Here is a 22,022-nt window from a genome sequence, read left to right on the forward strand (position 1 = left end):
CTTGACATATGCCAAGACAATTATATACTGGAACATCTGTAATACATGCTGGAGGAACAGTATGAAAACTGCATCTTTATTTCGTAACGGTCGAAGCCAAGCAGTACGGCTACCAAAGGATTTTGAATTTTTGGGCGTGTCTGAGGTGGAGATCATCCAAGATGGTGACTCACTGATTTTAAGGCCTGCAAGGAAAAGCTGGAGCAGCCTTGCCAAAGAGGGTAAAGCTGACCCAGACTTCCTAATCGAGCGGCCCGAAGTTATTGAAGAGGGGCGAGTCAAGCTGTGAAAAAAATCTTTATGCTCGACACCAACATATGTTCGTACATTATGCGTGAGCATCCTATAAGACTGCTCGACGAGCTGGAAAGACATGTTCAACAGCGCGACAAAATTGTGATTTCGGCAATTACCTATTCCGAGCTTAAATTTGGAGCCATCGGCAAAAAAGCCTCTCCCAAGCACGGCGTCATAGTTAATGATTTTATGAGCCGCGTAGATTCCGTGCTCGCTTGGGATCGAACTGCAGTAGACGAAACCACCCTCATCAAGCAGGATTTGGCAAAAAAAGGAACACCCATTGGCAGCAATGATGCCGCTATCGCGGGCCACGCAATAGCGGCAAAGTGTACCTTGATAACCAACAATGTAAGAGAGTTTGAGCGAGTCGAGGGCTTGGCCATCGAGGACTGGAGTATTGCTTAATACCGAGAGATCCGTGAAGTGGCGGCTAAGCTGGACACAGAAGGGTTTTAGCCTTCCGTGTCGGTGATTCCGCTCTACATCAGTTCGTAAACAGTTAACGGCTGCCACAGATAGATTCACATAACCCATTGATTTTCCTTGTGACCTCAAGTTACAACATTAAAAATCGACCCTTTTTACTGAAACTACAACAGCCGTGGTTGAACACGGAATAACCACCCGCTACACTGATAAGGCAATCAGGAGGATTTACCCATGCAAGCCACAGAAGCAGCACCCAACAAAGACCTCGCAGGGAAAGCCGCGACCGTAGCCCGTTGGACGGGTAAAGCTCTATGGTTTGTACTGCGCATTTTTTGTGTCTTGCTCCTTTTGGCAGTTGAACTCCTCCGTCGGTTCTCTGGCAGCTCAAGTCAAAATAATTCCGAACCGGATTTAGCTGGTCATGACCCTATGCGTTCAACCGAATTTAACTGGGGGCGACGTTACAGGGGGGATCAATAAGCTCCCCCACCCCTTATGTTCGCCACCCTATTTCCCGCCGAATTTACCTGCATCGCGAGGTGCAGACTTTCCAGCTTCTCCCGCTTCTCTGAGACCGGGGCCGGATAAAGCATCGTTACTAAGACCTCCTGCTTTAACACCCACTGTTGTCAACAATGATGTAAACAGGATCGGCAACAAAATATGCATCCATCGAGTAATAAAATTCAGAGCTGACACGGCGATGTCCATATTTTCGCCCTGCGAATAGCGCGAGTTAAAAATAATCCAACCACCTAGATCTCCGCCAGAAACACCGCTCCAGGCGGACAGTAAGTAATTGTCTAGCCATGCCGCAACTGCAAATAAAAATATCCAGAAATAGACAGAAAATTTGACCAGCATGATCGTAACGACGGCGCCCAAGCTGTAACCGCTGGCAATCAACATAATGGGAATCAAAAACGTGATTACCATCAGTAAAATAGCTCGCAACATGGGCGCGGCCGTCTGCGTTACCAGTGCCTTGCTACGATCTCCCATAGACATAATATCTGTAATAACTGCTACGCCTCGACTGGTCATTGCCGATCCATCCCTTGCTCTTTCTTTCCAAGTGCTACGGGGGTAATCATTGCCCATCACCATTTTTCTTGTATCGATGTCGGTCATTAAAATACTTTTCAGCAGCATGTCGTCATACGTTGGCCGCGGCGTCACATTGTTATCGAGCTGTGACTGGACGTATTCAGGCCAGAATGAGGCAAGGTCTGTATGGTCGGTTTTGAAGTGATGAATTAAGCGATCACGCAAACCGTTTTCAGGAATCATCCACCACTCATCGCAGAACGGATAACCCTTGCCGTCGGCTAGCGTATAGTTAGTTGCTTTTGCTTCATCTCTCGACGTGTCATAAGGCAAGCTTGTTAAGCCTTCTTCAGCACGAAAGTGGCGGTAGTATTGTTGGCCATTAAGAAAAATTTCACTGCCCGCCCACTCGACATCGTCTGCCGGTGCGCCGCCCATGGTCATCGGGGGTTTGTCATGCAGATAGCGGTTAAGGCTCGGACGCCAGCAGTCGCGCATAAACATACCAAACTCATCGGCGAGGCTCATGTCCTCAATTTTCGTAGTAGAAACGATCGTTGAGATTCTTCGAATGTCGGTTTGACACGGAAGTGCCGCCTTAGCACTCAATGATAATGACGACGCGACATAATCCCAGACATACCAGATCACCGGTATCTTAATAGTGTCGCTACCCAGATCCAGTTCCTGTACTTGATCGTAAGTGGTGCCGGTGTTGCGATAGGCGTTCTCTTCAACGTCGGGTGTGGAGCCCCCATCGCCTGGATTGCAGGTGCTGTCCATGGCTTTCACATTATTGACGGACAAATTGACCATCGGGTTAACGCACAGCAGAAGCACGAAGAACGCCACATACAGCTGCATTTCAGTTTTATTAAAAAATGAGACACCAATATCGTCTTTGTCACGATTGTTCCGCGCCTCAATGATGTTGCCGCCAATAATAAAAGCGAACGGAATCAGAATGATGCCGGTACCCATCATGAGCAGGAAAAGCCCATTATTGATATGCCAGCCCATCACGGTGGTATAAAGCTCAAAAGCGTCGTTGACGATCATAGCCAGTTCCCTACGTAGCCAACAAAATTGAACGGGAACAGCAGCTCGTAAACGATTAACACCCTCAATAGCGGCCACCGCCAGCGCATTGCATATTCGGCGACCTGGAGCCGACTTTCAGCGTCGATAAAGGTTTCTACAAACCAGTAAACTAACCTTGGCCATCCCACGATCAGCGCGGTATAAACAATCCACCGTGAAGCCGTGAACCACCAGAACGAGACTTCGGCAAAGGTACTCAACGATCGCGCGCGCTCAGGCGATTGAATCATCCAAAAACCGAGCAACGTTAATACGATCACGATGGCCAGCGTGGCCAATATAAACGCCATGCGCTTTTTCCAGCGAGAAACGAAAGTAGTCATTAGTTTCTCACCCCACCACTGAATGGCTGGATATCAGGCGAGGCTGAGCGGCCTATCGCGGCGCCGGCGTCTCCCGAACTCATACGCGCTGAGCGTCGTTCCATGAGCACCTGAGCTGTTTTAGCGAATACCCGTTGTTTGACGTTTTGCTCATACAGAATGCCGTCAATCTCGGATTGCAGACGGGCCAGTACCTTATCCGCTTCTTTTTGGTATTCCGCATTGGCCGCGACATTGGGTTCTTGCCGGCCGGCCTTGATCAGATCCATGGACACGAGTGCTTTTTCAACCGTCCGGGCAAGTGCAAGTTCGGTGGCCAAGCGGGCACCTAGAATGGATCGCTCGGCCGTACTGCTTTCTTCTCGCAACGCGCGAATCAAATCTTCGGTGACCATAATGCCCATGCCAGGCGCGCTGATATTATCGAGTTCATCCTTGGTGGGCTGGCTCGACATTCCGACTAGGGCACCCAACTCTGGGGCGATGTATTCGCGCTCTTCTTTGATTTTTGTACGAAGGCCTTGGCCAATTTTAGTTTTAAGTTTGGGTGAACAGCTTTTGCAGACTTTCACCTCTTTCTCGCCGACCACACTGGTTACCCAGTCAACGGCATCGTCTCGGTGCGACCATAAATTTTCTATTCGGCGCTCCGTGGAGGCCGGGTTAAGGTGATCGTACCCGGCGCCAACCACGTCACCTACGGTACGAATGGGCTCTTGGTAGCGGCCCCCAAGATCGACACCACCAGGACCCTGTATGCCTTCATTGCCGGCCGTGCGCTCCACAGTTTCCTCGGCTTGCCCTGCATCCGGTTCAGATGCCTGATTGTTCCAGCTATCGCGAGTGCCGATCGACACCCAGCCATCCACGGGGTTCTCTCCGTTGGCAACATCATTCGTCATGGCCTCGCACGATTTAACGCTTAAGTTGTACTCTTCTTTTGCGTCTACTAGGCCTTTGGTGATCAAATCGTAAATGCCCGGATTGGCTTCTTGCAGCTTTGAGATCCCCCAGCTCGCGACCAGCGTTGGAATGCTCGCGATCACATCATCGACATAACCATAAAGGCTACGCTCAGTATCACGCAGCGTGTTTTTGATTGACGCCTTTGGATCAAAGCCGGTACATACATTGCCAGCGCTCCAGCGAAACCCAACACCAAGATTTAAGTGATAGCGCTTATCGTAAGCAAACAAATAGGGTTCGCCGCCGCCTATGTTGTAGTACAGCGCGGAATTGTCGACAGGTCGTATATCGAGATTCGCAAAATCGATGTCAGCGGCAATAGCCGGCGCGCCGATAAAAGTTGCCGCCAGTACGATGGCATGCACTCGTTTAATGATTGTACGCATGATTAGCTCCCGGATAGATTTCACATCGAACTCCCGCCGGCATCGCCAAAATCAGCGCCGTCGGTATCCATGAAATCGTCAAAATCTTCATCGCCGTAGCTGTTCGCTTCGTTCTCGGTTAGATCAATACTAAAGATCAAGACCGCGCCTTGTCGGGAACAGCAAGAGTACGGACGCCAGAGCAGCCAAGCGTATTGCTCGTCGGTGTCGTATTTAAAATTTGACCAACCTGACTTGGTGCCGAATATCTCTCCTTTGGTCTGATACTTGGGTACCAGCATTTGCCACTTGTGCGTTGCCATATCGTTTTCAACAATCTCCTCCGGTGGCCAACACATATCACCACAATCTTTTTCGGGCTCGATGCGAACACGCGTGGAGTTATCAGGATCAGTCACAATGAATCCGGCACGCTGCGCCGATAACGCGGCCGCTTTCGGGTCCTCAGGATTAATCGACCAGCCACATCGTGGGTAGAGGTTGCCAAAGCGAACGGTGTTATCGCCTATGACGTTTGAGCTGGTATAGCTTTTGGTATCAAACATATCGGGTATGTTCATATGCCAGCCGACATAATCTAGGGCCCACAGATAATAGGGTTTGTAGGCTGTAATACCCGACTTACAGATCATTTCATCGGATGAATCATGGAGCTCTTCGTAAATTGCAACGCCCGGGTTCCCCCAGACCTCTGCTTTTTTAAACCTCAAGTGATCCATATGCTTACCCTGAGTGGTGGCAAAACCCGCTGCAAAACCAAAATATTCTGAGCTATCAACTAGGCTCTGCATTTCCGAAAACGGTGTTTTCGCGTTGCTGTAGCTTGTCACCACAAAATCCGGCACGAAATTCTTAAACCGGATGGAGTAATCAAAGTCGCAGCCCCACGGTGTACAGGTCATCCAGATGCAAATACCCACGGGCTTCCAGTCGACGCAATCAACACATTCGACAGACGCCTGCAGAAGCATTTCCGTATCGATTTCATCGGCGCGTGCGCTGACAAAGCACAAAGTTGCCAACGCTATTAAAGCGAATTTACGAATCACTGGTGTCCTTCCGAATGGCTTCATATAACAGCGCCTCAGTCATGGTTTCCTCGATAGATCATCAAAGCCTTGCGCACATTGGTGGTGCCGTAGACGACTTGCTTTCCGTCCAGAACGATCGCAGGTACCTTCTCGATGCGATATCGGATCGCCTGCCCGAAACCCCGATAGGACTCACGAGCGGCCGAGATATGATCCTTTCCTTGATCGCTGGCAAGCCAATCGCTCACTTTTTCGCGCACATCTTTTTCGGTGCCGGTAATAGAGGGCTTTTGGCGCTTGATCAGCTTAGGTTCGTCCAGATTCCAGAGAGTGATCTGCGCACCGGATAACCGGCTGATGGGCACACTGTGCATAGAGCTCCGGTAAAAGACTTCCACCTGAACAGGCTTTTGTGCATAACTGACTATCGATGCCACACAAAAATAAAAACACAATGCCGTTTTGTAAACTCTTAACCCCATTGTGCAACCTCCCGGTCAAACAAATGTGTTGAAAATCGTGGAAGCAACCGCTCAACATTTTGAAACGGGACAAGGATGCCGACCTTGCATAAATTCACGGCGAGAAGACCGCTGGGTCTACCTCTAATACGTTGACTGTGAAAATTACCTTGATCAACAGGGCTGCGTGCGTGCAACTGTAGTGATAAAAATTCATGTTGCGCGTCTAACCATTTGCCGGCGCAAAACAGCTTGAACGTCGTTGGTGATACGATAAATAATCCGCCTCTTACCACGTGCACGGGACTGTCATCGGCACCAATCTTAATGGCCCCATTGTCGATCGACTTTTGTAGCCACGTGATAAAAGCACAATTGTTCGTTTGCCCCACAGCACTATCTCCTTTGTTACACCGCTTCTATACTGGGTATTTCCCATGTTTCTCGATAAGCACCAGACGAAGCCTGCGCGCTTGCGGTTGCTTTCAGCAGCGGGCCTTTCACGCCACCCACTACTAGATAATAAATGTCATCGCGCTGTATATTGCTCGGATGACAAGGGCACATGCCGGTTTCAGTCTCTTTAAATGCAACGGTAATAGTCATTGATCTGCCCCAGTCAAATCGTTGTTTATCGATGCTCTAACACTGATCGCCGGCGCGCGTCACGAAGCCTGTCAGCCAACTTGAACGCCGCTTCCACTTCAGTGCAACCGTACTCATCCATAACCAAGCGGCGTTCGCGTTTTTCTTCTTTCTCGGTACCGGCCAGCAACAAGCAAGGTGCCGGTGGCACGTTGCGAAATAGCCCCTTCATGGTGTCACCGAGGACAACGCCTTCGGTATATTTTCTTTGGACTTTCTTGGTGTTGAGCAACATGCTGCGCTCGTCGTCGGTAAACGTTTTAAATTTCTCAATTTCTTTGAGCTCTTTCGAATTAACGAACAACACCAGCCACCACTCGAACATGGATAAGATCTTTTCCGCTTCGTCGGGGAAGTCTTCCATGTTCTGAGTGGCCATCCACAGCCAAACGCCGGCGCGCCGGCCTAAAAGTTTTGCCAACGTCACGAGGTATTTGGCGAGCAATCGCTCAGTTGTGATTACGTGCGCTTCATCGGTTAGAGCGATGGTGTCGCGACCGTCGTCTTTGGTGCGTTTCGCTCTGGCAATGATTTGGTTCATGATGGAGATGTAGGCGACGGAGAGCTTGTCTTTGGTGTCATTGCCGCTGGCAAGGATGCCGAGATCGATACGAATGTAATCGACATCTGGAAGCTCATCACCCTTACGATTAAACAACTCGCCAGCGAACCCATCGGTAAAGAGCTTCATCGAGTCGACCATCTCTTCGATGCGGCCGCGCTTCTCTTGTCGGTGCTCTTTGATGGCATCCAACGCACGAATAACATCTTCGGTGAGTAAGTATTCTAGGCCGGATTTCCGGCACTCAACGGCAGAGGTCAGGATGGCTTCTTTTAGGAGGGCGCCGTCCTGTCGAGTAAATCGTTTCTCTTCCGATTCGATACAACCCGTCACCATAATTTGGGCAATGATCAGTAGCTCACCCAGTAGGTCGCGCTCGATTTTTTCAGGTTCCTCTTCAGCGCCAGCATCGCCGGCATTATCGTTTTCTTCTATCTCGATAGCCGTAATGTCTTCTGCTTTAATGATATTGCCGTTGAGGTCCACCAGCTCCAGTGCGGATTGGAACGGCGCAAGGGACGGCGCGATTCCGGGCGACAGCGTAATATCGACGGTGCTAAGGCCTTGTTGCTTAAACAGCTCAGCCAAGAGACCAAAACTATTACCAGCTTCCATCACCACGAACCGTGGGCGGTAGACGGCCATGATGAGCATTTGCAAATACACAAGCGTGGCTGACTTACCGGCACCGGTGGGGCCGTAGAGGAACAAGTGAGCGTTACGGGCTCGATCTTCGAGGTTTAACGGATCCACCATGAAGGGCTCACCGCCACGATTGGAAAACAACAAGCCAGGATGCCCGGTACCGGTTTCGCGACCGTAGAATGGCAGTATGTTTGCCAGGTGCTGAGCATACATAAACCGGTTGCGGCGCTTGATGTGATCCAAACGATGGTCATAGCCCATCGGGATAAACCGAAGGTAAGAATCCAATCGGTACACGTCGTCGTCACCGGCGATCAGCTCTAGGCTGTTATTGCCGAGCCAGCTGGTGACTTCATCCATTTGATGTTCTAGCTCAACATCATCGTCAGCTCGCAGCGCGATAGCGATCGATACCGGCAGAATGGTGTTACCGGTCTGCATCTGTTCACGACCGTGCTGAATCGCCCGCCTCGTGGCAGCGGCTTCTTCAGTCTGAGCCTTTGAGCGCTTTTCCATCATGTCGAGATGCTTCTTAATCGCGCTGCGCGTAGGCATCACAAACGTGATGCTCAGGATGGCGGAACTGGGAAGCTGGTCCAGTACACAGATGGTGTGGTCATTGACTTGGCGCTCTGCGCTCAACACGCCAATTTCGGGGCGGTGTGACAGACGCTCTACCTGCAGCACCGTGTGCGGCAGCCCATCGAAGTACCAATTACCGGTTTTCTTGTCTGATCGAGCCTCGGGCGAGACCACATCATCGGCCAGTGAATAATCAAACGTCGTTGCGAGTTCGTCCTTACCGACATCAACGGACGATACATACCGGTTGGATTCCAGCAGCACCTCAGTGTCGCCATCGGTCTGCGCGGGTGCCGGCCGGAACCAACGGAACAGCCAATTGCGAATGGACTCTCCGGTAAGCCGGTTGGACTTTATGCCGGCCACCTGGAGGTTCATGGTCAACTTCTTGAGGGTGTTTTCCAGCTCTTGCACCGGGTTCATGTTGCGGCGCAGCTTGATACCCCGGCTCAAGCGCCGGTAAACCACCATATAGACCCGGCGATAGTTGCCACCCCAAGGCAGCTCGTTACCGCTGGAGGAGTCAATATACAAACCCTCTGGTGCTCTCATGTCTTCCACGTGAGGCCGAAAGACATTATCGACAAACCAATCGGTGTAGGGATGCACATCACCCACTTGCTTGGCTTGACGGCTATGAGCGTAATCGCGCACTCGGTCCGGCAAGTGCTTGAATTCGGCTTTATCCGGAAACGCAAATACTTGGCAGATCCAAGGGCTACGATCGGTACCGGGAAAGCTTTGTGTCAGAACTCGCTGAATCGCATCGCGCTGCGAGATCATGTAGTCCATCGAGCGAGCCTCGGTACTGATCGGTTTAATCTCAACGACGCCGGCAACGCTATAGCCATCTTCGAGCAGCACTGCATTGTCATCGCCGACAATGCCCAGCCATGGCAGTAGATCGCTGATACTGGCTTTATCACGGTAGCCACCTTCAAGATCCGCATCCGTTGCTGTTTTCTTGCCGAAGGGCGAACCATCGAGAAAAAGCTGCTTAAGAATGTCGAACGCGCCGGCACTCATTGGACACCTCCATCGAGGCGGTGATTAGCCGTCGGCGCTTCTCCGGGCATACCGTAGATGTCACGCGACCATAATTTGAATGGCACGGTATAACCAGGCACGGGTAATCCATCGGTACCCACAGTGCGAGGACGTACATAGAGATAAAGCGTTGGATTCGGCAGTGTTGGAAACAGGTTATCGGTTTCGTTTTGCACTTGGCGCGTGTACGCGCTGTAGTCAGGATCTGGCTCTACCAATGCTCGGCCACCGGCCACCTGAGCGGTGCCCCCAATAGCGCCGCCACCGACTTTTTGATCGTAGACTTCGCGCATATCAAGCCCGTCGTCTTCAGGCTCTGGTATCGTGGAGCACGCCGATAGCACGGTCATTAATCCACTAATTAAAGCTGTTCGGAGAATCCAAGGATTCATAGCTCACTCTCCGTGCGTTTTTGTCGTGATTGATTTGAAGATCGCGAGCAATGTGAATCGCCACCTCTTGCCCTGGTGCCACATAGATCGCATCGAATGTGTCTTGAAAGCGCTCTTCGAAAATGCCGATGGTTTTATCGAGGCCAGAAGCCGCGAGACCCCACTCGCCGTATTCACCACGATCACCGGTGACGCTGGATACGACGGTACCGCCGTCAACGCCAGTGGTACGCAATGAGTCAGCCCGATACTTTGAATAGCCTTGGGCGGCCCCCAAAATTGTCATGAGAGACGCTTGTTTATAAGCGTCGGTAATGCGCTTGCCGCCGATACACGGAACACCTTGGCGATCTGAGATATAACCAATGTTTTTGTTTTTCTGACCCTCGCCAAAACTCGCACCAAGTGAGTCAGCGCTGGTCACTTTGCCGGGTGGCATATGATTGATCGTGCCGTCGTCAAACACGTAGGTCGCGCCGGTAAGCTCAACGGAGACACAAGAAAGCGACCAATCGCCTCGTGCAATACCGTCAAAGATCACGCCATCGAGACCGGGAATGCGGTGTCCGTTGGCGGCCATGTTGTCGGAACCTACTATCAACTTGACCGGAAACGGATCTTGCACCTGACCACCAATCGGGACTCGGCCGATCAGTGCCGTCATTGAGGTCGCATCAAAGAACGTCGATCGAGCCGGTATCGTGTACACCGGTTCGCCCGAGTCCATAGGGTTGTTAAATTCCGGCATTGAGATACTGCCCCCAGCCGCCGCTAACAACTCTTTGGTCTGTGATACTCCAGCGCCAGTACTCAGTGTTTTTAAGCGGCGATAAGAAGGCCGTCCTTCTACGGCGGTGGTTTGTTCAAACGATGATGATTGATGTCCATAGGAAAAAGACTCGCCATCGATTTTGTAATCAATCGTGTCGTTTGCAATTGAGGTTTTGTTGCCATTATTAAAGCCAAAATCTTTAAGTACACCCCCTTGGTCATTCATCGAGAAGTTGCCGACTTTTAAGCTGTTTACTTTTTTCTCCAGCTTAGAGAGTTGAGCCGAGAGAGCCGAGTCGACATCAGCAATCTTGTCTGTTGATAGGTCTGTTACGCTTTTTTCTAAGGTGGAAATCTGATCGTCGCGTTGCTTGAGCTCGCGTCGTAGGTCACCGTACTGCGCTTGCACCGTGCGCAAGGTTTCCTCGGTCGTATCGCCCGAAGCGGAGTCGGTAACCGTCGGTGTGGCCGGTGCATCGGGCGCCTTCGCACCCACCGGCACGGATGGGTTACTGGTTTGGTTGTTAATGGCGACCACGATGACAACCACCACGAGCACGGCCGCGATCATCCAAGGCATGCGGTTGGGCTGGGCTTTATTGGCCATAAGGCAAGCCTCCTATTGCCAGTGGCAGTGGGTTATCGCTTATTAAATACACGGTGGTGCGATCCTCAAGTGCGCCCACTGGCCCCAGCCAGGTGTGCTGAAACGCAATGGAGTCAAAATCACCTCTTACTTGGCGCGGATCTAGCGAGACCTTAAGTGGCGTTCGATTAATCACCTCTACGGCCGTAACGTAATGACCCCAGCCACGCCAAGCGGCCACCGGCCGATAGTGATAAGTTTCACCCTCACGGCTACGGATAAGGTCGGCCACCTCGACGGTTGGCATGGGTACTTGCTTGATAGCGTTGTTGTGCGGGGCAAGGCGCGTTGGCCCGTAGAGCGTTTGCGCGGCAAAACGCGTCAACTCAACCTGATACGGATTGTTGAGCGCTGAAGTAGCTTCATCCACTTTGCTGGGTTTTTCTGCCAGCGAAGGATTTTCAATCAGGTAGTCAGCCGGTATTGCCTCTTCAGAGGCTTCCATGTCAATCAGGTAGACACGTTCTTGGTTTTCACTCTGAACAATCAGTCGACCAGGAGAGCTTGGCTCCAGAGCCTTAAAGTACGCAACAGATGGATTGGCTTGAGTCGCCTCCAGATTCTCCAGTAGCGCTGAGGGGATATCGATGCTCACGGGTTCAGGAAACACAACGCGAATCTCTTTACCGACCGGAAGAATAATGGTCACCGGATGGCCGGAATACACAAGCCGAGTATCCGCCAACGCTAACGTCGACAAGCAAAGAAGGCAGAGGGTTAACAGTGAACGACTCACAGCTCACCTCCCAAACCGATACGCACTGGATCGTTAAAGAATCCGCCCACCGACATGCCAAACTCATTGCACGAACGTGAGTCGCGGTATGCGTAAAGTGGATAACGCATGACAACGTTTTTGACTTCCTCTCCCACGACGCGCTCCACCAATGATAGGTCCAACCAGACATACCATGTGCCGTTGCCAAGAGATTTAACGTGTTCTTTGGTGTAGAAGGTCGCCGGTGAAACGCTGCGCGTACGAGACAGCTCACCGTTGCTTCGACGTTTTTTCACATCATCTTTCAGCCACTTGTACATATCCGGCGAGAGGTAGCACTTCATTTCATCCACATTGCTGTCGTAGTCAGCAAGGCCGCTTTCAAGCCACTCATTAATCTGTTTCCAGATGTAAAGTGTGTACATGTAGACGTTGGCTTGCTCGGGCATGTCGGGCCTAAGTACCGCGCCTTGCGATAAATCCGGTGGCACGTGCATGCGAAAATCTTGCTGTACATTTGCCAAACGGTAATGCGCATGAACTAGCAGTAAGCCGAGAAAAACGAGACCGATGGCCAGATACCAATTTAATCGCTCGCGTGCCGTTAATGCATTTCGGATACGGCTCATAAACTTCGCCCCCGTTGAAAACTTTCTGTTTTGTTGAATATACGATCCCCGACACTCCATTCGCTGAGCATTAACTGCAGGACCTCTTTGTAGTAATTGTCACCACGCTCTTCTTTGTTGGTCATCAGTTTGCGAAGCACATAGACCGACAATGCAATAGTGCCGCCCATGGCGATCACCGCCGCCGCCAGAATGGCCAAGCTCGATGACACACTGAAAAGCATAATGAACACGATCACTGCCGCGAAAAGTGAGGTCACACCACACACCATAGCGACCACGGAAATCTCGCTACCGGTGCAGCCCATAAACACCACCGGCTCGTTCGTGAGATCGTCGGCTAATTGAAATTCTGAGTGCTCCACAAAAGCTCCTTAACTGAAAAACTGGCTGCTAATCCAGATCGCAATAGCCAAAGCGACTAAGAAAAACATCACACCACTGGCAATGGACTTACCGGCCGAGATCCATTTGGTGTCGCCGTCTTTGGCATCGCGAATATCTTTTAAGGCCTCAAGCAATACCTTGACGCCCAAATAGGCGACGGCAATCCAAAGAATGACGGCAGCAACGTATTTGAATATGTTCAGAAGTATGTCTAGAGGATTACCGCTGTCGGTTTCGACCCCATCCATTTCGAGACCTGGTAATTGAGGTTGCGCTGAGGCGATTGAGGGCCACAGCCATGCAATGACAATAAGCAGGCAACTGAAGACCACGATTGACTGAACCTTTGATGCGGACAATGGAGTTTGGAACATGGTTATACCCTCAAGTGATACGTGGCGTTATCAGCCAGATAAAAAAGAAAAACAGCACAAATATTCGGATCAGAAGGTTCAATACATCACCTTCCTCCATCTCACCTTTTTGGCGACGTTGCCAACCCGCCACCAACGCCATCCAGATTAGAAGCGCGAGCAATCCGCCAAAAATGACGGCAAAGGTCATGTAGAAATACACGGGCTCTAAGCCTGATATGGCTTGAAATCTATCCAGCATGGCGATTACTCAACAAACACCCCGATGATGTTTTCTTGATCCGAATGACCCTGTGTCGACTCACGCGCTACATAATCGCTCTGAAGATGTTTGACCTTTCGAGGCGATCGCGATGGCGCTTTTAAGTGACGCTCCAGTGCATCTCGGATCTCGCTCATATCGGTGCTGAGTGCTGGGTAATTCAGTGGGAATCGCGTATCGATCGCGCTAACTGAATTAGCTTTAGCGACCAGCCCTTGAGCATCCTTCAAATACACCAAGACCTTTTCCAGCGCCAAACGCTCTTGATCGGTGACGTGGTCGACGCCCGCGGCTGAGGTGGCGGATATACAAATCATTAACGTCAGTACCAGGTATTTCATTGTGTTATGGCTCCCTGATGAACAAAGAATGGATAGTGCTCAACCCCCCAAAGCTCTATAAAACTCGAGCCAGATACGGCGATTAGCGATAAGGGTTTTAAGATGGAGCGCAGCTGCTCTAGCTGCGCGGCCGATTCGACATTCACGACAAAGCCTTTGGCGGACACATCAAGCAGCTGCGTCTTATTGGCATTTGCCCAATGAACGGAATATTTGTCGTAGCCAATCACGAAAAATGAAGGATGCAACTTTGCAGTGTCGTGCGGTAATGCCAGTTCGCCGCCACGAATCTTGCCCGGTGTCATACCTGGTGTATGAATCGGAAAGTGATTGTGGATATACGCATCACGACGCGGTCGAGCCAGTTGCACGTTGGGCAGATTTAAGAAGCTTTCACCACCAAAATCCGCAATGGTTTTAGGGGTTGCCGCAACACCGGCTACGCCAAACAGCATTAGCATCACAAACAGCGGTATACGATTCATTGGTCGGCCCCTGCGATCAGAGGCTGCCATTTGGATAGGACCTGCTTACGATAGGCCGATGCTAATACGGGATTATTGGGCGCATGGTAGCGTCCGGCCGCTTCGGCCCAACTGCCTGAGCGCTCAAACTCAGCACGCAGTAAAGCTGCCGCATATTGGATGTTGGCGTAGGGGTTAATAATGAGGTATGGATCAGCAATTACATGGGCATGAGCACACCAGTGGATCTGACATAAACCGATATCCACATCACAACGATCCTGTGACAGAAACTCAGACAATGCCGAGGCCGCCTCCTGAGCGCCCTCAAAGTAGGTGCCACGACCACCGAGATTGAGCGTCCATGGCCAAGGATGATACGAGCCTGACTGACTGTAGCCGCTTTCCTGGAGGCAGATGGCATACAGAAGTTCCGCTGGAACATTGGCGTGCTTGGCGGCAAACAAGTATGGATCTGGAACAGCTTTAGAGTCTGCTAACGCGGGCACGCTGAGAATGACCAGTAACCATGACAGTATAGCTTTCAAAACTTGACCTCCATAAGCTCACCGTCCATCCGGGGATCACGAAGGTAAACCTGAGGCAGATTGGTGTTATTCGGAGACATCGCCTTAAAGAGACCGCGATCAATATTGAGCGTGATGAGGCCTGCGTCATTCACCAATTCCGGTGGAATGGAATGCGTCGAAGCCCATTGAATGATGTCAGCTCGCTCGATCTTGCCGATGAAATAGACATCAAGGCGGGCTTTGCTTTGGATCACTTGCTCTAAAGCTTTTTGGCAGACCTGGACACAATTGTCGTCTGTGAACATCACCAATTTAGCGTCGAAATTAATATGATCGATTGAAGCCGACTCAACATCGATCATAGAGATCTGTTGGCCAAAGTATTCCTCTTTGGCCGACTTATATGAGAGGTGCCACGCTCGCTCATTCATGAGTCGTTGCCAGTCTTGACGAGCTGCAATTTTGGCGTACCGCGTACGCTCCAGTTCTGAGGCTGCATTGAGCCCAAGTACCGACACTGGGCTAATATTGGGTGTCCAAGTACCGCGAGGTCCTTGCATTATTTTCTCGTACTCAGCCCACTCGGTCTCTGTCAGTCCCCAGCTCAACCATGGTGCGGTTGTTTTAGTTTGACCGGCAAAGCTGTCGGTGCGACGACTGTCATTTACCTCGGTGGTCGAAGCCCCATAGGTGAATGCGTACACGCACACGCTGGCGATGGCTAATATGAAGCGCATCATATAGACACCGTAAGGCGTGTGATTTGGTCTTTGTGGGTGAACTGTACACGCCGGCCGGTCAGATCTACGCCGGTTAGTTTCCAGTCCATCCAGCGGCTATTCAGCCCAAGATCACGCCGTTCTCCGTTGTTAGTTACGGACACTTGAACAAGCGTACCGATCTGCTTGATGGCGATTACGGCAAACGGAAGCTCTGGATTCTTTAAGGGCGTAGAGGCTTTGTGATCTTCTTTGAAGTCAAAGAAGGAGCGGCGCAGGTTATTGATGTCAGAAGCATTGTCGTTATCGGTTTCGCGCATCTCTGACAGCTGCGCTTGAAGCTCCATCAAAGCACCTTGTATTACTTTGACCGAGTCTTTAACCGAATCGATATCGTCCTCCAACTCTTTTTGCACGGCGCTGTTTGTTTCTAGCACGACCGATTCAGAATAGAGATCATCGGAGGCGTCCAGCCGTAGTAGCGGCGATACTAAATCCGAGTCGATGTTATCGGTATTGGTTGGCTGAATCGTGATTGGTGGCTCGGGCACTAACACCCGCTCAGCAGGAAGCTGAGAGGGATCGGCCGGCTTGTCGCCGTTGTCGGAGCTTGGGAAAAAGAAAACCAAGCCAACAAATGCCGCAAGCACTAACAAGAGAACAGCGACAAGTCCTACTTTGAACCAAGCTGGCATAGCGGATCGTGGAGTCGAGATTGGTTCCCGTGCATCGTCGTCTTGCTCAATGTTTGGCAAGCTAGTGTCATGTGTGGTGTGCATACGATCCCCTAAATAAACTTCTTAAACGTTGACGCGGTGTAATAAACGAACGTGAAGAACAGCAGCTGAGGCACGATAAAAAACAGCGCCGGGTTGATTGAGAATGGCAGCGTTAGGTATAGGCCTGAGCTGAGGCCGATTGCGGGTTTCATCCACCCTTTAACCCGGTGATACACGAAAGACGATTCCACACCACCACAGGCCTTGCGGATATCCCGAGCGGCTAAACCGTCAACAAGTCCAAGTAAGCCCCAGAGAATAAAAGCCGGTAACGCCAGCAGAATCACCGCAAGACGAATGACTAAGGTGTAGGTAATGTCGATCGCACTACCGAGCGCGATGGCCAGCCAACCCACATACTGCGAAAGCAGTGCGAGTGCTTTAGGTAACCCGATAAAACGGTAAGCGTCATTCACCCAGCTAATGGCTTGGTCGGCTAATTGAGCAGGATGAAGCTTGAGCAATTGGTTTTGATCGATGTGTGAGAGATAACCAATTTCTTCGGTGAGCATGTGTCTCGCGTGGGTTTTATCCCACCAGCCCGCGAGCATCCCAATCCACTCAATGAGTATTGAAATAAAGACGGCAAACAGAAACCAAGAAAGCAGCGATGCCACCTGCGACAACGTGCTGCCCAGCATGGTCTCGCGTTCGGTGTCTGGACGGTTAACGCGTTGAGTACGAGTCATGCTGACTCCGCCCACCGGGCTGGCATTTTGTGCCAGCCTTCTGAATTCTTGGCAGCGTATTGCTTGCGCATCTCATTGGTGACGAACGAGAGATCCGACGGCAGTGACGCTTCATCATTCAACATGGGCAATCGAAGTTTGTACAACCGACTGCCAACCAACGCGAACGCTTGCCCTTTGGGTAATCGAGTTACATCACCAGGGTGTAATAGTGGGACTCGCTGCGAACCAATGTGCTGTTGAGTCGAAGACACAAAATCGATATCTTCGGAAGCTGGACTATCGGTTGCACCACTGCGTAACCCAATGGTGTGTACATCGACGTCCGACAGCTGCTCGGTCAAAAGCTCGGCTGTCGCGAGCTCTTTAACGCGAAGCATAACAATAGAGCCCAGGTTACCAATGACCTGCGCAGCCTTAGCCGAATCGCCAAACCTGACAATGATATCGCTCATGGTTTGCGTGTACGCGGTAAGCTGGAAGCCAGCGCCACCGGCTTTGTTTGCCATTGGCACAAACTCTTTGCCTACTAATTCGTTGAACTCATCGAGGTGCAGACATACCTTGCGTTTTTTGCCTGCCTTACCATCGACTTTGAGAAGGCCTTGATCGGATCCGAATTTGTAGATGGAGCCGGCAGTTGACGTCAGATCCGAAAACATGGAACTGCCAACCGCACTGGCCACTTCGGCGTCACTCAATGCATCGAGGCCGATATACACAATGCCGCCCTGACGAATAATGGACTTCCAATCAATGATCGGACGCTTGTCTTCCAAGTCGAGATAATCTGGCGAGAGCAGCTGTCCGGTTTTACCGGCGCAAAGCTTTTCCAGTAACGGAAAGAGTGAGGCGACCAATTTGTCATAGAACGATTTTTCGTACTCGAACGTCTTGATGAGCGCGTGGGCGACTTCATCGTAGAGGCCGTATTCTTTGTAAACGACAACAGCCGCCCACGCTTTACGATCACGCGCAGACATGCTGCGATCAGGTTTACGGTCGGACTCCTCAACGCGCTCAATATCTTTTTTCCACTTCGGGAACTCGGCTTCATTTTTCTTAAATACGGCCTGAAGATATTCGAACAACAATGGATCGATATCCGCACCGAACTTAAGGTAAAACTCGTAGGAAAGGCGTTTTCCGAGCTCAGTGCCGGCGCGGCTGATTACATTGACGTAGCGCCATGCAAATTCCCGGAACGCGGCACTGTTACCTTCGCCGGGTAATTGACTGGCAATCCGACTGGCCGGCTCGGTGATACGCCCAAAGGAGCCCACTGGGTTGTAGCGACACGATACATCTGGATAGCCCAAGTGGAACATATAGAACTGATGTTCACGCCCAGCTTTTACCGCTTCGGCCCACATCCGAATTAACAGCTCGGCGTCACCCTTTGGATCGAAGACAATCACAACGTCGTCGTTGTGAATGTCTTGCGTGACCAGCACTTCACAAAGCCGCGTTTTACCTACGCGCGTTGTCCCCACGACAAATTTATGCGCAACGCGCTCGCTTTGCGGTTCAGTAATGTCGTATTCGCCCTCCCATAAGCCAACGCCGTGGGTAGTCGTATCACCACCAAGGTCTAAATTTACGGGCGACCACGGATTGAGCCAACTGGTACTGCCGAGTAGTTGCGAGATGCCAGAGGTCAACGACGAGCGTTTAAATGTTTCCTCAATTTTTCGAGCACGTTTATACGAAGGCGCTGAATAGCGTTTGACGATGTGACGATGCTCGGGCTGCTTACAGTCATGATGACGCTGAGTGTGTATTGCCTCCCACTCAAAACCTTTGCCAAGAAATAAATCTTTTTTGCTGCACGGAATTTCTGTGCTGCTGATTTCCCACCAAGGCAACACGGTTAAACCATGTTGGTATTTCAATAATTTAATCGCAGAAGCTGTACGAACACAAAACCGATAACCACAAAAAGCCGCTAGTGAATAGGCGACCGAAGGTATGGTCAGCATCATGCCGGGACTCATGACCGCGAGAGATGCACCACTGGCGTAAGCGAGACTGGATGACAGCTCAACAGGTGGTCGCATTAGCGATTCGATGGGATGGTTATTGCTCATGACGCTGAGAATACTCAACGTGACGGAATTCGCATCAATTAAAGTGTACAAGGGCCGTGCAAATTGATTGCTGAAATTTGAAAGGAAAAACGATAAAAAGCGGTACTGCTTAATGGTTAACGGCGTCTATCAGAAAAGGCGCCCGGTCATCCACTAAAGTCCGTGGATGACCGGGCGGTTAAAGGGGCATAAGGGGCAATGGTCAATGAAGGGTAAATGGCCCTACGGGGTTAAAAGTAACCGCAAATGATAAAGGGTTCGGTATGACACAGTCTCAGTGGGAGAAATCAGTCACGGATGCACTCACGAAACTTGATAAGCCAAAATGGCTTCAGCCTCTGCAACAATTGTGCGCGGCATTCGAGGGTGTAAACCTCGACGGTGAAAACATCGGCTCGGAGATTGAGCTCGTGCTGTGGGATTTGGTTTCACTCAGCGATCAATCCGACAATCTACCGTTAGAGCGATTGTTTCAGCGTCGCCTATCCGAGCTTGGGTGTTGGACACATCGAGCGTTCAATCCATCCGGTGATCCGCAATACTGGAATCCTCTACAGGAAACCTTTAAGCAATTTAAATCCGATCAAGGTGTGTCAATCCGAGAATACACCGCCTCCAATGCACACCCTGCACAAGACATGATTCGCAAGTGGGCAGAAGCCCATTGTTTATGATCCGGCGCTGGTTTCGTAAAGCACTCCCGATCCCTCAGCCGTCGAAAGAGGCCGAGTTAAGATCATCACAGCTTGATATGACGACACTGCCCATACTCACCGCGCGTGAGCTGTTGGAGTACGTCGGTTATGACGCGACACTAAGCGGTATATACCGCCTGGTCGGATTGAGTGAAGAACATTTTGATACTCTATATCGTCAGCCGACTTATGCTTTTGCGTTATGCAGTCAACTTGCACCAGCCTCAGAGAACAACCACCATTCTGGCCCCGGAGGTCTGCTGCAACACACGCTCGAAGTCATCGAGAACGCGTTGCACATTCGCCGCAGCTACCAGTTGCCGTTAGGCGGATCTCCCGAAGAGATTTCCGCACAGGAGCATATCTGGACGTACGGGCTTTTTGTTGCCTGTCTTCTGCACGATATCGGCAAATTGTTTCAACGTATTCAACTGGTACCGAAGCAAGCCGATGGCCAGACCGGATTTTGGACGCCGCAAGACGGTTATATCAGCGACACTGACGCAGTCTCATACGCGATAGCGTTCAATGATGTGCCCTACAAGAGCCACCAACGGCTCAGCCTCACCATGTTTGGCACCTTGATTCCCAAGCCCGCTAGGGCGTGGCTGACGCAACACCCAGAGATACTGGATCAGATTATTCATTATTTGTGGGGGGAAGAGTATGAAAGCCAAGTGATCGCGGATATCGCCATCCAGGCCGATAGGCGCAGCACCGCGAAGAACATGGACATTAAAAAGCCCGGCTCTCGGATGCCGGGCGCCGTAGATTCTTTGGCTGACCGAATGATTACGAGGCTGCGACAGCTGATCGATGAGCGTGACATTAAATACAACCAAGACGGTGGTATGGGATGGGTAACCGGTGAGTACACGTATTTTGTGTGCCGGCCGTTAGCCCAAAGGCTGATCAGCAGCTTTGAGGATACCGGCACACCGGGGATGCCTCAGGATCCCGTGAGAATTTACAACGTGCTGCAAGAGCATGGGTTTGCTATTGAGAATGACGACGGCGGAGCCGTCTTTAAGATATCCATTGAGCATGCCCAGGGGCGCTTTAGTCATACGTTTACCTGCCTCAAATTCAAAACGAGATTGCTGTGGCGAGCCGTGAGGCTGCCTCAGCCTTTCGAGGGAACCATCCGTGAGCTCGGCGCCGATACGGCGCTTCGTAGTGAGACTGCACCAGCTCCAAGCAGGCACGAGCCGGCGAAGGCGAAAGCCCCAGAGACTGCCGACAAGCAACGTGAGCCTGAGCTTGAACGAACCGAACCTGTAACAGCTACTACCCGAGAGAATACACCCACTATTGAGACTGATGAGGATGATACGGATCCGTTTGCGGATCCGGTGCCGCGCGAGCCTGCACCAGTGTCACAACCCGCGCCCGAGGAAGAGCAAGTAGACGCCTTTGAGCCTGAAGCTGTCTCAGTCAAAACACCGGTGACGCCGAGCAAGCGAGAAAATGACACAGGGTCTTACGAGGCTGCCGAAGCTTTAGGGCCTGCAACCGATATCAAGAGTCTCGATTGGACTGATGATGTGGGTACCGCGTTCTTGGAGTGGGTAAAGCATGGTATTCAGCGTAAAACATTGTCAGTCAATAATGCCAAAGCGGGTCTCCACTTCGTGGAGGATGGTATTTTTTTGGTTTCACCCAGAATTTTTCAGCACTTTGTGAAAGAAGCAAAGCTCGGTAACGGTAGTGAATACACCAAGCTACAAAAACGATTCAGTCGACTCAAGATCAACCTTAAAACAAAACTTGAGCATCAAAATGTCCACCGATACACCGTAGATACCGGCAACAAACAAGCTCGCCTCAATGGTTGGCTCCTGCCATATTCGGCAATTTTTGATGATGACACTGAGCGGCCTAAGACCAATAAGTTTGTTAGGCCCTCAGATGATGATTAAACACTCAGGGTGCTGCGGGTGGTTGGGTTTCTGTCAATTGTGGCGCACAAATACATATTTTTCAGTTATATTGACGCCTTCCGTTTATTTGGATT

Annotated in this window: 26 protein-coding genes; 4 read left to right on the forward strand and 22 right to left on the reverse strand. The window is 51.0% G+C overall.

The window, feature by feature from the left end; genetic code table 11:
- The first annotated feature begins 61 nt into the window (after positions 1 to 61).
- Positions 62 to 289, forward strand: a complete 228-nt coding sequence (vapB, locus tag GILYN3_RS08425; protein ID WP_049722434.1) for a type II toxin-antitoxin system VapB family antitoxin — start codon at positions 62 to 64, stop codon at positions 287 to 289.
- Positions 286 to 705 carry a PIN domain-containing protein gene (locus tag GILYN3_RS08430; RefSeq protein WP_049722435.1) on the forward strand — a complete coding sequence of 140 codons (420 nt, stop codon included), beginning with the start codon at positions 286 to 288 and terminating at the stop codon, positions 703 to 705. The genes vapB and GILYN3_RS08430 overlap by 4 nt, the downstream gene beginning before the upstream one ends.
- Before the next feature lie 531 nt (positions 706 to 1,236).
- On the opposite strand, the gene GILYN3_RS08440 is transcribed toward GILYN3_RS08430, so the two are convergent.
- From GILYN3_RS08440 to traD, 22 genes are all read right to left on the reverse strand, one after another.
- Complete coding sequence (locus tag GILYN3_RS08440) at positions 1,237 to 2,835, reverse strand: conjugal transfer protein TraG N-terminal domain-containing protein (RefSeq protein ID WP_049722437.1); 1,599 nt, start codon at positions 2,833 to 2,835, stop codon at positions 1,237 to 1,239.
- On the reverse strand, positions 2,832 to 3,200 hold the full coding sequence (locus tag GILYN3_RS08445; protein ID WP_157484884.1) for a hypothetical protein: 369 nt from the start codon (positions 3,198 to 3,200) through the stop codon (positions 2,832 to 2,834). The genes GILYN3_RS08440 and GILYN3_RS08445 overlap by 4 nt, the downstream gene beginning before the upstream one ends.
- Positions 3,200 to 4,552, reverse strand: a complete 1,353-nt coding sequence (locus tag GILYN3_RS08450) for an integrating conjugative element protein (RefSeq protein ID WP_049722439.1) — start codon at positions 4,550 to 4,552, stop codon at positions 3,200 to 3,202. Before GILYN3_RS08450 ends, GILYN3_RS08445 begins: the two co-directional genes overlap by 1 nt.
- Before the next feature lie 20 nt (positions 4,553 to 4,572).
- Entirely contained in the window at positions 4,573 to 5,625 is a 1,053-nt protein-coding gene (locus GILYN3_RS08455; RefSeq protein ID WP_084005224.1) for a TIGR03756 family integrating conjugative element protein, read from the reverse strand.
- 11 nt (positions 5,626 to 5,636) lie between these two features.
- Entirely contained in the window at positions 5,637 to 5,957 is a 321-nt protein-coding gene (locus GILYN3_RS08460) for a DUF1525 domain-containing protein (protein ID WP_198147302.1), read from the reverse strand.
- Between the two features lie 98 nt (positions 5,958 to 6,055).
- Positions 6,056 to 6,436, reverse strand: a complete 381-nt coding sequence (locus GILYN3_RS08465; RefSeq protein ID WP_049722442.1) for a conjugal transfer nickase/helicase domain-containing protein — start codon at positions 6,434 to 6,436, stop codon at positions 6,056 to 6,058.
- Between the two features lie 16 nt (positions 6,437 to 6,452).
- Positions 6,453 to 6,650, reverse strand: a complete 198-nt coding sequence (locus tag GILYN3_RS08470; RefSeq protein ID WP_049722443.1) for a hypothetical protein — start codon at positions 6,648 to 6,650, stop codon at positions 6,453 to 6,455.
- A gap of 25 nt (positions 6,651 to 6,675) precedes the next feature.
- Positions 6,676 to 9,504, reverse strand: coding sequence for a conjugative transfer ATPase (locus GILYN3_RS08475; protein ID WP_049722444.1), 2,829 nt, complete (start codon positions 9,502 to 9,504; stop codon positions 6,676 to 6,678).
- The gene (locus tag GILYN3_RS08480; protein WP_157484885.1) at positions 9,501 to 9,917 is read right to left on the reverse strand and encodes a TIGR03751 family conjugal transfer lipoprotein; all 417 of its coding nucleotides are present in this window, start codon (positions 9,915 to 9,917) and stop codon (positions 9,501 to 9,503) included. Before GILYN3_RS08480 ends, GILYN3_RS08475 begins: the two co-directional genes overlap by 4 nt.
- Entirely contained in the window at positions 9,883 to 11,295 is a 1,413-nt protein-coding gene (locus tag GILYN3_RS08485) for a TIGR03752 family integrating conjugative element protein (RefSeq protein ID WP_049722446.1), read from the reverse strand. Before GILYN3_RS08485 ends, GILYN3_RS08480 begins: the two co-directional genes overlap by 35 nt.
- Positions 11,285 to 12,070, reverse strand: a complete 786-nt coding sequence (locus tag GILYN3_RS08490) for a TIGR03749 family integrating conjugative element protein (RefSeq protein ID WP_084005226.1) — start codon at positions 12,068 to 12,070, stop codon at positions 11,285 to 11,287. Before GILYN3_RS08490 ends, GILYN3_RS08485 begins: the two co-directional genes overlap by 11 nt.
- A complete protein-coding gene (locus GILYN3_RS08495) occupies positions 12,067 to 12,681 on the reverse strand; it encodes a PFL_4703 family integrating conjugative element protein (protein WP_049722448.1) in 615 nt (204 codons plus the stop codon). The genes GILYN3_RS08490 and GILYN3_RS08495 overlap by 4 nt, the downstream gene beginning before the upstream one ends.
- Complete coding sequence (locus GILYN3_RS08500) at positions 12,678 to 13,046, reverse strand: DUF3487 family protein (RefSeq protein ID WP_049722449.1); 369 nt, start codon at positions 13,044 to 13,046, stop codon at positions 12,678 to 12,680. Before GILYN3_RS08500 ends, GILYN3_RS08495 begins: the two co-directional genes overlap by 4 nt.
- A gap of 9 nt (positions 13,047 to 13,055) precedes the next feature.
- Positions 13,056 to 13,442: a hypothetical protein gene (locus GILYN3_RS08505; RefSeq protein WP_049722450.1), complete on the reverse strand. Its 387-nt coding sequence runs from the start codon at positions 13,440 to 13,442 to the stop codon at positions 13,056 to 13,058.
- A gap of 10 nt (positions 13,443 to 13,452) precedes the next feature.
- A complete protein-coding gene (locus GILYN3_RS08510) occupies positions 13,453 to 13,683 on the reverse strand; it encodes a hypothetical protein (RefSeq protein WP_049722451.1) in 231 nt (76 codons plus the stop codon).
- A gap of 5 nt (positions 13,684 to 13,688) precedes the next feature.
- On the reverse strand, positions 13,689 to 14,045 hold the full coding sequence (locus GILYN3_RS08515; protein ID WP_049722452.1) for an RAQPRD family integrative conjugative element protein: 357 nt from the start codon (positions 14,043 to 14,045) through the stop codon (positions 13,689 to 13,691).
- Positions 14,042 to 14,530, reverse strand: a complete 489-nt coding sequence (locus GILYN3_RS08520) for a PFL_4695 family integrating conjugative element protein (RefSeq protein ID WP_049722453.1) — start codon at positions 14,528 to 14,530, stop codon at positions 14,042 to 14,044. Before GILYN3_RS08520 ends, GILYN3_RS08515 begins: the two co-directional genes overlap by 4 nt.
- Positions 14,527 to 15,057, reverse strand: coding sequence for a transglycosylase SLT domain-containing protein (locus tag GILYN3_RS08525; protein ID WP_049722454.1), 531 nt, complete (start codon positions 15,055 to 15,057; stop codon positions 14,527 to 14,529). Before GILYN3_RS08525 ends, GILYN3_RS08520 begins: the two co-directional genes overlap by 4 nt.
- On the reverse strand, positions 15,054 to 15,779 hold the full coding sequence (locus GILYN3_RS08530) for a TIGR03759 family integrating conjugative element protein (protein ID WP_049722455.1): 726 nt from the start codon (positions 15,777 to 15,779) through the stop codon (positions 15,054 to 15,056). The genes GILYN3_RS08525 and GILYN3_RS08530 overlap by 4 nt, the downstream gene beginning before the upstream one ends.
- The gene (locus GILYN3_RS08535; RefSeq protein WP_049722456.1) at positions 15,776 to 16,537 is read right to left on the reverse strand and encodes a hypothetical protein; all 762 of its coding nucleotides are present in this window, start codon (positions 16,535 to 16,537) and stop codon (positions 15,776 to 15,778) included. The genes GILYN3_RS08530 and GILYN3_RS08535 overlap by 4 nt, the downstream gene beginning before the upstream one ends.
- An 8-nt stretch (positions 16,538 to 16,545) precedes the next feature.
- Positions 16,546 to 17,226 carry a DUF4400 domain-containing protein gene (locus GILYN3_RS08540; RefSeq protein ID WP_049722457.1) on the reverse strand — a complete coding sequence of 227 codons (681 nt, stop codon included), beginning with the start codon at positions 17,224 to 17,226 and terminating at the stop codon, positions 16,546 to 16,548.
- A complete protein-coding gene (gene traD, locus GILYN3_RS08545) occupies positions 17,223 to 19,283 on the reverse strand; it encodes a type IV conjugative transfer system coupling protein TraD (RefSeq protein WP_198147303.1) in 2,061 nt (686 codons plus the stop codon). Before traD ends, GILYN3_RS08540 begins: the two co-directional genes overlap by 4 nt.
- A 293-nt stretch (positions 19,284 to 19,576) precedes the next feature.
- Here traD and GILYN3_RS08550 point away from each other — a divergent pair, with 293 nt between their 5' ends.
- Together GILYN3_RS08550 and mobH are read left to right on the forward strand one after the other, a co-directional pair.
- Positions 19,577 to 19,987, forward strand: coding sequence for a hypothetical protein (locus GILYN3_RS08550; protein ID WP_049722459.1), 411 nt, complete (start codon positions 19,577 to 19,579; stop codon positions 19,985 to 19,987).
- A complete protein-coding gene (mobH, locus tag GILYN3_RS08555) occupies positions 19,984 to 21,927 on the forward strand; it encodes a MobH family relaxase (protein ID WP_049722460.1) in 1,944 nt (647 codons plus the stop codon). The genes GILYN3_RS08550 and mobH overlap by 4 nt, the downstream gene beginning before the upstream one ends.
- Positions 21,928 to 22,022: the final 95 nt, after the last annotated feature.

Source organism: Gilvimarinus polysaccharolyticus, assembly GCF_001187555.1.
GTDB lineage: Bacteria > Pseudomonadota > Gammaproteobacteria > Pseudomonadales > Cellvibrionaceae > Gilvimarinus > Gilvimarinus polysaccharolyticus.